Raw genomic sequence first — 15,007 nt, 5'->3', positions numbered from 1 at the left:
GAAAAATGAATTTTAAAAATGCTTTAGTGGCAGGTACAGGTAAGAGCGGAATCAGTGCGGCAAAGCTTCTGATCGCGCACGGCGTAAAGGTTACGTTGTTTGATGAAAATGAAAAAAGAGATAAGAATGATCTGATGGAGAAGCTTTCCCGGTCGGAGCTTGTTACGATCCTTCTTGGGAAATTAACAGATGAAGTATTGAAGCAGACAGATATTATGGTTATAAGCCCCGGTATTCCGGTTGATTCTGCTTTTGTAGAAGAAGTAAAAAAAGCAGGTATTCCGGTATGGAGTGAGATTGAACTTGCATATTATTTCGGTAAAGGTAAGATCGCTGCAATCACAGGAACCAATGGCAAGACAACCACAACTGCACTTGTCGGAGAGATCGTCAAAGCATGGAATCCAAAGACTATCGTAGTCGGAAATATCGGTATCCCATATACAGAGCTTTGCGATACAACAGATGACGACAGTGCGACAGTAGCGGAGATCAGCAGCTTTCAGTTAGAAACGATCGTGGATTTTCATCCAAATGTCAGTGCTGTCTTAAATCTTACACCGGATCACCTGAATCGTCATTATACATTTGAGAATTACGGAAATGTCAAGAAATCGATTACAAAAAATCAGACAGAAGAAGATGTGGTTGTATTAAACTATGATGATGAACATACAAGAGCAATGGCAGAGGGGATTCGTCCGAGAGTTGTATATTTCAGCAGACTGGAGAAGCCTGCCGGAGGTGTATATGTAGAGGATGGTCATATCAAGATTGAAGCAAACGGAGAAAAGATTGATGTTCTTGCGTTAAAGGATCTGATCCTGCTTGGGGCACATAATGTTGAAAATGTACTTGCAGCTGTCGGTATCTCATATTATATGGGAGTGCCGGTTAATATTATTCGTGATGTTGCAGTAAGCTTTAAGGCTGTAGAGCATAGAATAGAGTATGTAAAGACTGTAGCTGGCGTGGATTATTATAATGATTCCAAGGGAACGAACCCGGATGCAGCCATCAAGGGAATTCAGGCAATGGTAAAACCAACCTATCTGATCGGTGGAGGTTATGATAAAGGCTCTACTTATGATGAGTGGATTGATGCATTTGACGGAAAAGTCAGATGCCTTGTTCTGATCGGTCAGACAGCGAAGAAGATTGCAGAGACTGCCAAAAAACACGGATTCCATAATATTGTATTTGAAGACGATCTGTTAGAAGCAGTAAAATATTGTCATGAAAATGCAAAAGATGGGGAAGCAGTTCTCCTTTCTCCGGCATGTGCAAGCTGGGGAATGTTCGATAATTATGAACAGCGAGGAAGAATGTTCAAAGAATATGTCCGCGATTTTAAGGAGTGAAATATTTGAATGACAGAAACAGGAAAACAGATACAAATGAGATAGATAGCAGAAAACAGCCGTTATGGTACAGCGGACGCTACTTCGACTATCCGCTGTTTGGAATTGTATTGGGACTTGTCCTGTTCGGGCTGGTTATGGTATACAGTACCAGCTCATACCGGGCGGATGAATTGTATGGCGACAGTACATATTTTGCAAAACGACAGCTTGTTTTTGAACTTGTTGCACTGGTTGGAATGTTTCTGGTATCCAAGATTGATTATCGCAGATATGCGAGATACTCCAAATATTTTCTGTATGTGGCAATAGCACTTCTGGTGCTGGTGTACATTATAGGAAGTGCGAGCCATGGTTCGACCAGATGGATATATATCGGAGCATTTGGCTTTCAGCCATCCGAATTTGCAAAGCTGGCACTGATCGTCTATACAGCAGATATTTGTACCAGAAAACCCCGAAGCCTGAATACGATCAAGGGACTTGCAAAGATGCTCCTGCTTCCGCTCATAACGATCGTGTTGATCGCAATCGAGAACTTGAGTACGGCGATCATCTGTTTTGGGATCGTGATGATCATTGTATTTGTAGCGAGCCCGAAGAACTGGCATTTTATATTGATGGGCGTTCTGGGAATCCTGATGTGTGTGGTATTTATCGCTACAGCAGGATACCGTGCAGATCGTATCCGTATCTGGCTTGCTCCGGAGAAATACGATGATGGATACCAGACCATGCAGTCGCTATACGCGATCGGTTCCGGTGGATTCTTTGGCAGAGGGCTTGGAAACAGTATTCAGAAGATGGGATTTATTCCGGAATCACATAATGATATGATATTTTCTGTTATATGTGAGGAACTGGGCTTATTTGGAGCTGTGCTTACGATCATAATGTTTATTTTACTGATCTACAGATGTACAGTGCTTGCTATCAATTCAGGTGATCGGTTTGGAGGATTGATAGCGGTTGGGGTCATGGCACATATTGCAGTACAGATATTGATCAATATCAGTGTTGTTACAAATACGATACCTCCGACAGGTGTGCCGCTTCCGTTTATCAGTTACGGTGGCAGTTCGATTTTCTTCCTGTTACTTGAAATGGGACTGATGTTTGCAGTTGCAAGGCAGATAAAACCGGGAAGATAGAAGATGTAGTATAGGATGAATGTAGATATGCAGAAAGAACAGAATGTGCAAAAATCTGAACAGAAGAAAAAGAGGAAAGCCGGAAAGATATTTTTGATCATTTTGGCTGCATTATTGTTGCTGTGCATGGGTGCATACATTTATGTTATAAAGTCCTATAGCCTGACGAAGATACAGGTGTCCGGAAATGTCCATTACACAAAGGATGAAGTGATCGACATTGTTACAAAAGGAAAGAAAGCAGACAATACATTTTTTTTCTATATTGAAAACAAACTTCATCCGGTAGAGGATGTAACGTTTGTTGATAAGTTTCAGATAGAGGTGATCGGTAAGCATACAGTGACTATCACAGTATATGAGAAATCCATGGCAGGCTGTGTGATTTATATGGATCAGTATATTTATTTTGATAATGACGGCCGTGTGCTTGAGACTTCGGCGGAGAAGCTTCCTGATGTGCCATGTATACAGGGACTCAAATTTGATCGTATAGTTGTAGGAGAGAAGCTCCCGGTAACCAATGATGCGATGTTTCAGGAGATTCTTACCATGACACAGTTGATTGATAAGAACGAGCTCCTGATCGATGAGATCCGGTTCAACAGTGATAACGAGATTGTCTTGTATAAGGATAAGATAAAGATTGAACTTGGAAGCGGGACCGGTCTTGAGGACAAGCTGATGAATCTGGAAAGTATTCTTGCAAAACTTGAAGGAAAAAGCGGAACATTGGACCTGACAGACTATACGGCAGGCACAGGAAATGCAATATTTAAGGAAAATAAGTAAAATTTACGATAAAAAGTTGTTGCGTTATTTATAAAAAAATCGTATTATTAAGATATTAATGCGATTATATAGATGTACACTCCTCATACTTTTGCCACGCGGATAATATTTTCGCGGAGAAGTATTTTATGACAGAATAGAAAACTGGGGGTAGGAGCGTACGTACAAGAAATAAAAGAAATATATAGAAGGAGGAAATAACCTTGCTCGAAATAAAGTCTAACGATGAGAGAACACCAGCTAGAATACTGGTAATTGGAGTGGGTGGCGCAGGTAACAATGCGGTAAACAGAATGATTGATGAAAATGTAGAGGGTGTTGAGCTGATAGCGATCAATACCGATAAGCAGGCACTTTCATTAAGCAGAGCCACAACTAAGATTCAGATTGGTGAGAAGCTGACAAAGGGACTTGGCGCAGGTGCAAAGCCTGAGATCGGTGCCAGTGCAGTTGAGGAGAATAGAGAAGAAATTGTTGATATTATAAAGGATGCCAACATGGTATTTGTAACCTGTGGTATGGGTGGCGGAACCGGAACAGGTGCTGCACCGGTTGTAGCCGAGATGGCAAGAAATCTTGGTATACTGACCGTTGGTGTAGTAACAAAGCCTTTTGGTTTTGAAGGAAAGCCACGTATGAAGAATGCGATGGATGGTATTGCAAGATTAAAAGAGAATGTGGATACCCTGATTGTTATTCCAAATGATAAGTTACTGCAGATCTGTGATAAGAGAACAAGTATTCCTGATGCGTTAAAGAAAGCAGATCAGGTTCTTCAGCAGGGTGTTCAGGGTGTAACAGATCTGATTAATAAACCGGGTCTTATCAACCTTGACTTTGCTGATATCCAGACAGTTATGAGAGATAAGGGTATTGCACATATCGGTATCGGTTCAGCAAGCGGTGAGAATAAAGCAGTTGATGCGATCAAAGAGGCTATGGATTCACCATTACTGGAGACAACCGTATCAGGTGCAACCGATATTATTGTAAACTTCTCAGGAAATATTGGCATCGTAGAAGCGTACGATGCAGTTACTTATCTTACCGAACAGGCTGGCGATGGTGTAAACATCATCTTTGGTACGGTTGATAATGATAATATGGGTGAGGAGATCAGTATCACGATTATCGCAACAGGACTTGAGAAAGCTGAGACAGCTGCGCCTGTAAGCAGATTTGCGGGAACCGCTGCTCCAAAGCTTGACAGTGTGAATACAACAGCTTCATTTAGTGAGACAAGAAAGACAACGACACCTACTTATGGTGGACAGGCACTTAGCAGTTCATCGATCAGACCTACATTCCTGTCAGAGGCTTCTTCCGCACAGACAGTAAAGCCGGTAGTTCCGAACACAACAAGAACAACGACACCGGTTGAACCACATGTCAGTGCACCGACACCAAAGCCGGCAAGACCTGCAGCACAGGCAAATGACAGTATCAGAATACCTGAGTTTTTAAAGAAAAGATAAATAGCAGAAATGCAATCAGATATGTACGAATGCCATGGCGTAATAGCCATGGCATTTGTATATACCAACGGAAGGAGGTAGCAGTTTTATGAAATTTCTTGCAACAGGGAATGAGATGCAGGAGATTGATCGTAACTCGATCGATCAGATCGGAATCCCGGGAATCGTATTAATGGAGCGAGCGGCTATGGCTGTAGCAGGAGAAATTGAAAATAGATTTCCGATTGATCAGAGAAGCGGACAATGTGTAGAAACCATGGCAGATATTAAGGTTCTGATTATTGTTGAAAAGGGAAATAATGGCGGCGATGGATTGGCAGTAGCGCGGATCTTGTCAGAAAAGGGTTATCAGACGGATGTATATTGCATAGGGCAGATCCGGAAAGCAACGGAGAGCTTTGCTGTTCAGCAGAATATTTTAGAGCAGCTCGGTATAAAGCTTCTTGATGAATATCCTGATCAGAAGTATGATATTATCGTTGATGCGATATTTGGTGTAGGATTAAAACGGGATATCAGGGGTATTCATCAAAAAATTATTGAGAAGATCAATGATACTCCGGCATATGTTGTATCGATAGATATTCCATCCGGGGTGTCGGCAACTACCGGGCAGGTGATGAATGTTGCAGTAAAGGCGGATCTTACAGTAACAATGGGTTTAATGAAGGTCGGAATGGTACTTTATCCGGGATGTGCTTGTTGCGGAGAAATCCTTGTAAAAGATATAGGATTTCCGGGAAAAGCAGTCGATATAGTAATGCCGGAAATATATACATACGAAGAAAAAGACTTGATGCGTCTTCCAAAAAGAGCAGAAGACGGAAATAAAGGTACATTTGGGAAAGTAGCAGTCATAGCCGGTAGTCAGGAGATATCGGGAGCAGCCTGTCTTGCGGCATCGGCAGCCTACCGGGTTGGAAGTGGTATGGTAAAGGTATATACTCATAAGGATAACAGAGTGATCGTAGGCGGATATCTACCGGAAGCATTGATGAAGACATATCAGGATGAGAAAACGGCTGTCCTCTGTGCAGAGGATGCATGTGCATGGGCAGATGTTATACTGATCGGACCGGGTATCGGAACCGGAAAAGAAGCGGAATGTATGCTTAAGACAGTGTTGGAGGATTTCAAAGGAACGATCGTTGTTGATGCCGATGGCCTTAATCTTTTATCAGCTCATAAAGATTTGCTTACGGCAGGAGAGATAAGCAGACAGACGGGAAATATATCACTTGTTATTACACCACATATAAAGGAAATGTCCAGACTGACAGGAAAGACAGTGGCTGAATTAAAAGAAGCACCGGTTCGTGAGTGTAGGACATTTGCGGAAGCAGAAACACTTGTGTGTGTATTAAAAGATGCAAGAACCTGTGTCAGTGCAGGAGGTGTGCATACTTACATGAACACTTCGGGTAATGATGGCATGGCAACAGCAGGATCAGGTGATGTCCTTGCAGGAATGATCGCAGGGCTATCCGCCGGTGGAATATCTCCGGCAGAGGCAGCAAGACTTGGGGTGTATATACACGGACTGGCAGGGGATCGTGCAAAGAAACGGTATGGAAAGGCGGCTATGACCGCCGGCAGTCTGATCGATGAGATCGGTCCGGTCATGAGTTCTTATGTATAAAATATAATAGGCAGAGGCGCAGACAAATGAATAAATATAGAAGAATAGAAGCAGATATCAATCTGGATAATATCAGAGAAAATATAAAAATGATGAAGGCATGTGTGCCGGAGAGTATGAAGATGCTTGCCGTGATCAAAGCAGATGCCTATGGCCACGGAGCAGTAGAGGTTTCAAGAGCCCTTTCTGATCTGGCAGACTTTTATGCCATTGCCTGTATTGATGAGGCGGTAGAGCTTCGTCATGCAGGATGTGAGAAGCCATTGTTGATACTTGGATATACAGACCCATCAGAGTATGATGAACTGATCACATACGATGTAAAACCTGCTATGTATGATAAAGCTGAATGTGCCATTCTCTCAGATGATGCGGTAAAGAAAGGAACAAAAGCAAAGATCCATATCAAGATGGATACCGGTATGAGCCGGATCGGCTTTCAGTGTGATGATGCAGGTATCAATGATATCGTGCAGATCGCGCATATGCCGGGAATTGAGATCGAGGGAATATTTACACATTATTCAAAGGCGGACGAATACGATAAAACAGCTGCAAATGGACAGCTTGCGTTATTCCGGTCTGTGATCGGCAGATTAGAAGAACGGGGTATATCGATTCCTGTAAAGCATATATCAAACAGCGCAGGAATCATGGAGATGGATAATGAAGGCTTTGATATGGTAAGATCCGGTATCGTAACATACGGACTATATCCATCGGATGAAGTCGATCATTCAATCGTGGCACTTAAGCCGGCAATGGAACTACTTGCCAAGGTAGTTCATGTGAAGGATGTGAAAGCAGGAACAGGTATCGGCTATGGATGGACATTTGTCGCACCGCATGATATGAGAATAGCAACCGTGTCTGCCGGTTATGCTGACGGATATCCAAGAGCACAGTCCAATATCGGACGTGTGATCATTCATGGTAAGTATGCACCAATCACCGGACGTGTCTGTATGGATCAGTTTATGATCGATGTAAGTGATATACCGGAGACGGCAGTCGGTGATACAGTTGTTCTGATCGGAAAATGCGGAGATAAAGAGATCACGGTGGAAGAAGTTGCGGAACCGGCAAACAGCTTCAACTATGAACTGATCTGTAATATCGGAAGACGTGTACCAAGAGTCTATATTAGGGATGGAAAAGAAGTCGGGGAAGTGAATTATCTACGCCGAAACTGAATATCATAGAATAGAATTGGAAATACTTTTCACAACAGAAGATATTAATAAATAAATGGAGTGAAAAGAATTGGTAATCAGAAGAGGCGATATATTTTATGCTGATTTACGACCTGTCGTTGGTTCGGAACAGGGAGGAGTCAGACCGGTACTTATCATACAGAATGAAGCGGGAAATAAACACAGTTCTACGGTGATCTGTGCAGCGATCACCAGCAAGATGAACAAGGCGAAGCTGCCTACACATGTTGAGATTGATTCCAGTCGGTATGATCTGGCAAAGGATTCGGTTGTGCTGTTGGAACAGGTGCGTACGATCGATAAACAGAGATTAAAAGAAAAAGTATGCCATATGGGAGATGACATTCTGAAAAAGGTAGATATTGCATTAAAGATCAGTCTGGATCTGTATTGATTTTTGTGGCATGGTAATTACAGACATTGTATAATCATACAGTTATACAGATTTCCATATGAATACGGATTATGCAGATTCTCATATGAAAAAATTGACGAATGTTGGAATTAATGATATATTTCCATTATATTTGCATTCGTATGGGATTAAGAATGAATGCAGAATGAAACGAACAGGAGAGGTGATTTGTAGACAGAGACTGTCTGGTATATGAAATTATTTAATAACAGAAAAGCTGATGAAGAAAAAGTTGAGGAAGAGATTATTTCCATGGTCAATGAGGGAAATGAACAGGGACTCATTCATGATGACGAAGTAGAGATGATCACAAATATTTTTGAATTCAGTGAGAAAGAAGTCCGGGATGTTATGACTCCGCGTTCCGATGTAGTTGGAATCGACAAACATACCACAATGGATGAAACGATCAAGATCATGCTGGAGAATAATTATTCCAGATATCCGGTGTTTGATGATGATCTGGACAATATAGTCGGAATCCTTTATTTTAAAGATTTCGTAAAAGCGTATCTGCAGGATAAGAACCAGACGATCGAACAGATCATGGTTGAGCCGACATTTGTGCATCCGACAAAGAATATATCGGAATTATTCAAACGGATGCAGAAAGAGAAAATCCATATGGTTATTGTGGTGGATGAGTATGGTCAGACAGAAGGCATCATAGCGATGGAAGATATTCTGGAAGAAATTGTCGGTAATATTTTTGATGAATACGACGATGATGACGATGATATTGCACTTGCGGGTCATGGATATATCGTGGGCGGCAGAGCAGAACTGGATGAATTGTCGGAACATCTGGGAATTGAGTTTCCGGATGAGGATTTTCAGACACTGAACGGGTTTATGCTGTATGAACTGGGAAGGCTCCCTTATGAGAACGAAAAAATAGATATTACATATAAGGGATATAATTTTGAGACCATTGGGATCAAGGATAAGATGATCGATAAGGTGCGGATAACCAAGGTTGAAAATGAAAATCAGGTATGATATTATGAACGCAAAATTATTTGCTTGCAAGGATGGTGATTTTGCGGAATGCATTGAGTGATGAAATCACGATATTATGAACCAGTTGGGCTTATAAAGCTTCAAAAAAGAAACCGATATCCGAAAATGGATATTCAAAAGATAGAATTACAGAGTTAAGGAGTAAAAAAATGTCAGGACATTCAAAATTTGCAAATATTAAACATAAGAAAGAAAAGAACGATGCTGCAAAGGGTAAGATCTTTACCATTATCGGTAAGGAAATTGCGATCGCTGTAAAAGAAGGTGGTGCAAACCCTGATAACAACAGTAAGCTTCGTGATGTAATCGCAAAGGCAAAGGCAAACAATATGCCAAACGATACGATCAAGCGTGGTATCGACAGAGCAGCAGGTGATGCAAACTCAGTAAATTATGTTGCTAATACATACGAAGGATATGGTCCGAACGGTACAGCGATCATCGTTGATACTCTTACAGATAATAAGAACAGAACGGCTGCAAATGTAAGAAACGCATTTACAAAGGGCGGCGGAAATGTAGGAACGACCGGTTGTGTATCTTATATGTTTGATAATAAAGGACAGATCATTATCGATAAAGAAGAATGTGATATGGATGCAGATGATCTTATGATGATGGCACTGGATGCCGGAGCTGAGGATTTCAGTGAAGAGGAAGACAGCTTTGAGATCATCACAACACCGGATGATTTCTCAGCAGTCAGAGAGGCTCTTGAAAAAGAGGGAATCAAGATGGCAGAAGCAGAGCTTACCATGATCCCACAGAACTATGTAGATCTGACAGATCCTGAGGTTGTAAAGAAGTTTACAAGAATTCTGGATCTCTTAGATGAAGATGATGATGTACAGGCCGTATATCACAATGCAAATCTTCCGGATGAGGAATAATTATATCGTTCATGCCATTTGTGCATGAAAGAATTTCCACAGAATCCACATGCAATTTTATGTAAGGGGGTGTGGAGATTCTACCATATATGTATGCCAGGCAGGCAGCAGGACGGCAGAAAGCCGTTTGGCAGCACGCCTGGCATATGGTATGTTAAAAACAAATGCAGAGAGCATATATACATTTTACAACAAGAGTAGGAGAGTAGAATGAAGGGAATATTAAGATATTTACGGGACTATAAAAAAGAATCGGTTCTGGCACCATTATTTAAAATGCTGGAAGCTTGTTTCGAACTGCTGATCCCGATCGTAATGGCACATATTATTGATACCGGTATTAAAAATCAGGACATGGGATATGTTCTTCGGATGTGTCTCGTTATGATCGCACTTGGTATCATCGGCCTGAGCTGTTCTCTGACAGCACAGTATTTTTCCGCAAAAGCAGCAACCGGATTCGGAACGGCACTTCGAAGTGATCTGTTCCGTCATATCACATGTCTTTCTTATAATGAGATCGATACGATCGGAACATCGACACTGCTTACTCGAATGACCAGTGATATCAACCAGATCCAGACAGGTGTCAATCTGGTGCTCCGTTTGTTCTTACGTTCTCCGTTTATCGTATTCGGTGCGATGATCATGTCATTTACGATCGATGTCAAATCAGCCATGACCTTTGTGGTTACAATACCGGCATTGTCGATCGTTGTATTCGGAATTATGCTTGTCAGCATTCCATTGTTTAAGAAGGTACAGGCAAGACTGGATAAGGTCATGCTTCTGACCCGAGAGAATCTGGAAGGTGCCCGTGTGATCCGGGCATTTAACAGGCAGCAAAAAGAGGTTGATGAATTCGATAAGTCAACCGATGATCTGATGGATATTCAGTTGTATGTCGGAAGAATCTCGGCATTCTTAAATCCTGTCACATATGTGATCATCAATCTTGCAACTGTTGCGATCATCTGGATCGCAGCCGGACAGACCGATATCGGTATCCTGTCACAAGGTAAGGTTGTTGCACTGATCAACTACATGTCACAGATCTTAGTTGAGCTTGTAAAGCTTGCCAATCTGATCATTAACATCACAAAGTCGATCGCATGTGCAAAGAGAATCAATGTTGTGTTTGATACGAAGCCATCGATCACAGAGGTTGAAGAAGGTTCTGCTTTATCAGAAGCACAGAAGGCAGCCGGACAGGATGTTCCTAAGGTGGTATTTGACAACGTAGCCTTAAGGTATGGTAAAGCATCGGAAGATTCGCTGACTGGTATATCATTTTCTGCAAAAGCGGGAGAAACGATCGGTATTATCGGTGGTACGGGTTCCGGTAAGAGTTCTCTGGTCAACCTGATCCCGAGATTCTATGATGCCACCGGTGGTGCGGTTAAGATCGATGGTGTGGATGTAAAGGACTATGATCTCCATTCCCTTCGAATGAAGGTAGGTGTGGTTCCACAGAAGGCAGTTCTGTTCCAGGGAACGATCGCCGAGAATATCCGCTGGGGTAAAAATGACGCAACGGAAGAAGAGATCAATGAGGCACTTACGATCGCACAGGCAAAAGAATTCGTTGATCAGAAAACAGATGGCATGAACTTTAAGATTACACAGGGTGGCAAGAACTTATCCGGTGGGCAGAAGCAGCGTCTTACGATCGCAAGAGCAGTTGTAAGAAAGCCTGAGATCCTGATCATGGATGACAGTGCATCGGCACTAGACTTTGCAACAGACGCAGCGCTTCGGCGTGCGATCAAAGAGCAGACAAAGGGTATGACCGTATTTATCGTTTCCCAACGAGCATCGACGATCATGGGAGCCGATCAGATCATTGTATTAGATGATGGACAGGTTGCAGGTATCGGAACCCACGAAGAATTGTTACAGTCCTGTGAGGTATATCAGGAGATATGTCAGTCACAGTTATCGGCAAATGAAGTATCCGGTAAAAAGACTTCTGCCGGAAATGCAATGGCATAGGAAGGAGGAAGCGACGATGAGTAAAAAAGAAAAAAGTACGTCTGTCAATAAGAAAACACTTGGCAGAATATTAAAGTATATCAAACGATACAGTTTCTTAGTTGTCCTTTCCCTGATCTGTGCAGCGATATCCGTTGTTCTGACCTTATATGCACCGATCATTACCGGACATATGGTAGATAAGATCGTCGGAAAAGGAGCCGTTGATTTCGGAGCATTAAAGACACTGGCAATCCGTTTTGTGATTGTAGTTGCGGTTACGGCAGTCTGCCAGTGGATCATGAATATATTGAATAATAAAGTTACCTATCATGTTGTAAATGATGTCCGTACATCTGCATATAAGAAGTTAGAACAGCTTCCGTTATCCTATGTGGATTCTCACACCCATGGTGATATCGTAAGCCGTGTGATTGCAGATGTAGACCAGTTTTCAGATGGTCTGCTGATGGGCTTTACACAGTTATTTACCGGTGTTATGACTATCGTTGGAACGCTTTGTTTCATGTTATCGATTAACGCTGTGATCACGGTTGCGGTTGTTGTGATCACTCCGGTTTCTCTGTTTGTTGCGGCATTTATCGCAAAGAAAACCTACCATATGTTCAGAAAGCAGGCAGAGATCAAGGGTGAGATGACATCACTTGTTAATGAGATGGTAGAAAACCAGAAGGTTGTAACAGCCTTTTCCATGGAAGAAAATGTAAATGGCAGCTTTAACGAAGTAAATAAGAGATTGAATAAGGCCGGACTGGATGCGACCTTCTTCTCATCTATTACCAATCCGTGTACCCGTTTTGTAAACAGCTTAGTATATACCGGCGTTGGCATCATCGGTGCGGTCATGGCGATCAAGGGAAGAATATCCGTTGGTCAGCTTACCAGCTTTTTAAGCTATGCAAACCAGTATACAAAGCCATTTAATGAGATCTCAGGAGTCGTAACGGAGCTTCAGAATGCACTTGCATCCGCAGCCAGAGTATTTGAGCTGATCGATGAAGAACCGGAGATCGCGGAGCCTGCGGATGCCTATGTGGTCGAGAAAGCAGATGGACAGGTGGATCTGTCTCATGTGGATTTCTCTTATAATAAAGATGTAGAACTGATCAAGAATCTGAATCTGAAGGTTGAACCGGGTAAGCGTGTAGCGATCGTCGGACCGACCGGATGTGGTAAGAGTACCGTTATCAATCTTTTAATGCGGTTCTATGATGTAGATGCCGGAGCCATTTCTGTAGATGGCCATGATATCCGTCAGGTAACGAGAGAGAGCCTTCGTGATAACTATGGTATGGTTCTTCAGGAGACCTGGTTAAAGACCGGAACGATCAAGGAGAATATCGCATACGGAAGACCGGATGCGACGGATGAGGAGATTATAGTAGCAGCAAAACAGTCCCACGCACACAGCTTTATCAAGCGTTTGCCGGAGGAGTATGATACCATGATATCAGAGGATGGCGGCGGACTGTCACAGGGACAGAAACAGCTCTTATGTATTACCAGAGTTATGCTTGATCTGCCACCGATGCTGATCCTTGATGAAGCAACATCATCGATCGATACAAGAACCGAGATCCGGATCCAGCGTGCATTTGCGAAGATGATGAAGGGAAGAACGAGCTTTGTCGTAGCGCATCGTTTGTCAACGATCAAAGAATCTGATATTATACTGGTTATGAAGGATGGACATATCATAGAGCAGGGTAATCATGAATCACTTTTAGCACAGAAAGGATTCTATTACACCCTTTACAATTCACAGTTTGCACATTAGTAGGAACTAAAAATTTGTATTTATATAAAGGAGACAGGAAGATGAAAGTTAGTGAAAGCGGATATACAAAAGACGAATTACTTGACATAGTAGACAAATACCTCGCCGAGCAGTCCAGAAGATGGAATTTTATTGAAGAAAAGGGAGACGGCATGTATGTGTACGATGAGGAAGGAAATGAATATCTTGACTTCTTCGGCGGCATCGCAGTAAACAGTACCGGTAACTGTAACAAGAAAGTTGCGGCAGCAATCGCAGACCAGTGCCAGAATGTGATCCATGCATCCAATTACGCATATACACTTCCTATGATTCTGCTTGCAAAGAAGATTTGTGAGACGATCGGTATGGAGAAGGTTCTGTTCCAGAATTCAGGAACAGAGACAAATGAAGCAATGATCAAGATGGCAAGAAAATACGGAACCGATCATTACGGACCGGAGCATTATCATATCGTTACAGCCATTAACAGCTTCCATGGCAGAACCTATGGAGCGTTATCAGCAACCGGACAGCCGGACAATGCATGTCAGATCGGTTTCAAGCCGATGCTTCCGGGCTTCACATATGCAGAGTTCAATAATCTTGAGGATTTCAAGAGCAAATGTACCAAAGACACAGTTGCAATCATGGTAGAGCCTGTTCAGGGCGAGGGTGGTGTATATCCGGCAACGGAGGAATTCTTAAAAGGACTTCGTGCTTACTGTGACGAGACCGGCATCCTGTTATTATTCGATGAGGTACAGACTGGATGGGGCAGATGCGGAGATACGATGGCATTTATGACCTATGGAGTGAAGCCTGATATGGTATCTATGGCAAAAGCGATCGGCGGCGGTATGCCGATCGGCGCACTTTGTACATCAGCAGAGCTTGCAAGTGCATTTACACCGGGGGCACACGGTTCTACTTATGCAGCCAATCCTGTATGCTGTGCAGCCGCACTTGCAGAGATCGATGAGATCTTAGACAATCATCTTGCAGAGAATGCAAAAGAGACAGGAGCTTATTTTGCAGAACAGCTTTATTCCCTTCCGTATGTGAAGGAAGTACGCGGACGCGGACTTCTGGTTGGCGTTGAATTCACCAAACCGATCGCAAACGAAGTAAAGCATCTGGCTGTTGAGAACAGACTGTTGATCACAGCGGTAAGACCAAATGTGATTCGTATGGCACCGCCACTGATCGTAACAAAGGAACAGTGCGATAAGGCTGTTCAGATCCTGATCAAATGTGTGTCAAAGGCAGCAGAAGAAGCAGATGCATAAGGAGGTAACAGAA

12 protein-coding genes are annotated in these 15,007 nt (G+C 42.6%); all 12 read left to right on the top strand.

The window, feature by feature from the left end:
- Nucleotides 1-5: 5 nt before the first annotated feature.
- Nucleotides 6-1,361, top strand: coding sequence for a UDP-N-acetylmuramoyl-L-alanine--D-glutamate ligase (gene murD / locus DWW43_RS03535; RefSeq protein WP_008402973.1), 1,356 nt, complete (start codon nucleotides 6-8; stop codon nucleotides 1,359-1,361).
- Entirely contained in the window at nucleotides 1,358-2,512 is a 1,155-nt protein-coding gene (gene ftsW, locus DWW43_RS03530; RefSeq protein WP_207665990.1) for a putative lipid II flippase FtsW, read from the top strand. Before murD ends, ftsW begins: the two co-directional genes overlap by 4 nt.
- A gap of 27 nt (nucleotides 2,513-2,539) precedes the next feature.
- A complete protein-coding gene (locus DWW43_RS03525; protein WP_165853010.1) occupies nucleotides 2,540-3,304 on the top strand; it encodes a cell division protein FtsQ/DivIB in 765 nt (254 codons plus the stop codon).
- Between the two features lie 203 nt (nucleotides 3,305-3,507).
- On the top strand, nucleotides 3,508-4,779 hold the full coding sequence (gene ftsZ, locus DWW43_RS03520; protein WP_008402976.1) for a cell division protein FtsZ: 1,272 nt from the start codon (nucleotides 3,508-3,510) through the stop codon (nucleotides 4,777-4,779).
- Between the two features lie 88 nt (nucleotides 4,780-4,867).
- Entirely contained in the window at nucleotides 4,868-6,418 is a 1,551-nt protein-coding gene (locus DWW43_RS03515) for an NAD(P)H-hydrate dehydratase (protein ID WP_119962737.1), read from the top strand.
- Between the two features lie 26 nt (nucleotides 6,419-6,444).
- Complete coding sequence (alr, locus tag DWW43_RS03510; RefSeq protein WP_119962736.1) at nucleotides 6,445-7,611, top strand: alanine racemase; 1,167 nt, start codon at nucleotides 6,445-6,447, stop codon at nucleotides 7,609-7,611.
- A gap of 70 nt (nucleotides 7,612-7,681) precedes the next feature.
- Nucleotides 7,682-8,026 (top strand): type II toxin-antitoxin system PemK/MazF family toxin, encoded by a 345-nt coding sequence (locus DWW43_RS03505; RefSeq protein ID WP_008402980.1) that lies wholly within the window; start codon nucleotides 7,682-7,684, stop codon nucleotides 8,024-8,026.
- A gap of 213 nt (nucleotides 8,027-8,239) precedes the next feature.
- Nucleotides 8,240-9,046 (top strand): hemolysin family protein, encoded by an 807-nt coding sequence (locus DWW43_RS03500; RefSeq protein ID WP_119962735.1) that lies wholly within the window; start codon nucleotides 8,240-8,242, stop codon nucleotides 9,044-9,046.
- A 170-nt stretch (nucleotides 9,047-9,216) separates the two neighbouring features.
- Nucleotides 9,217-9,957, top strand: a complete 741-nt coding sequence (locus DWW43_RS03495) for a YebC/PmpR family DNA-binding transcriptional regulator (protein ID WP_008402983.1) — start codon at nucleotides 9,217-9,219, stop codon at nucleotides 9,955-9,957.
- A 210-nt stretch (nucleotides 9,958-10,167) separates the two neighbouring features.
- Nucleotides 10,168-11,949 (top strand): ABC transporter ATP-binding protein, encoded by a 1,782-nt coding sequence (locus DWW43_RS03490; RefSeq protein ID WP_119962734.1) that lies wholly within the window; start codon nucleotides 10,168-10,170, stop codon nucleotides 11,947-11,949.
- A 16-nt stretch (nucleotides 11,950-11,965) separates the two neighbouring features.
- Complete coding sequence (locus DWW43_RS03485) at nucleotides 11,966-13,726, top strand: ABC transporter ATP-binding protein (RefSeq protein WP_119962733.1); 1,761 nt, start codon at nucleotides 11,966-11,968, stop codon at nucleotides 13,724-13,726.
- 41 nt (nucleotides 13,727-13,767) lie between these two features.
- Nucleotides 13,768-14,994 carry an acetylornithine/succinylornithine family transaminase gene (locus DWW43_RS03480; RefSeq protein ID WP_008402988.1) on the top strand — a complete coding sequence of 409 codons (1,227 nt, stop codon included), beginning with the start codon at nucleotides 13,768-13,770 and terminating at the stop codon, nucleotides 14,992-14,994.
- Nucleotides 14,995-15,007: the final 13 nt, after the last annotated feature.

It is taken from the genome of Clostridium sp. AF15-41, assembly GCF_003604095.1.
Lineage (GTDB): Bacteria > Bacillota > Clostridia > Lachnospirales > Lachnospiraceae > Coprococcus.
This window is presented reverse-complemented; position numbering and strand designations above follow the sequence as displayed.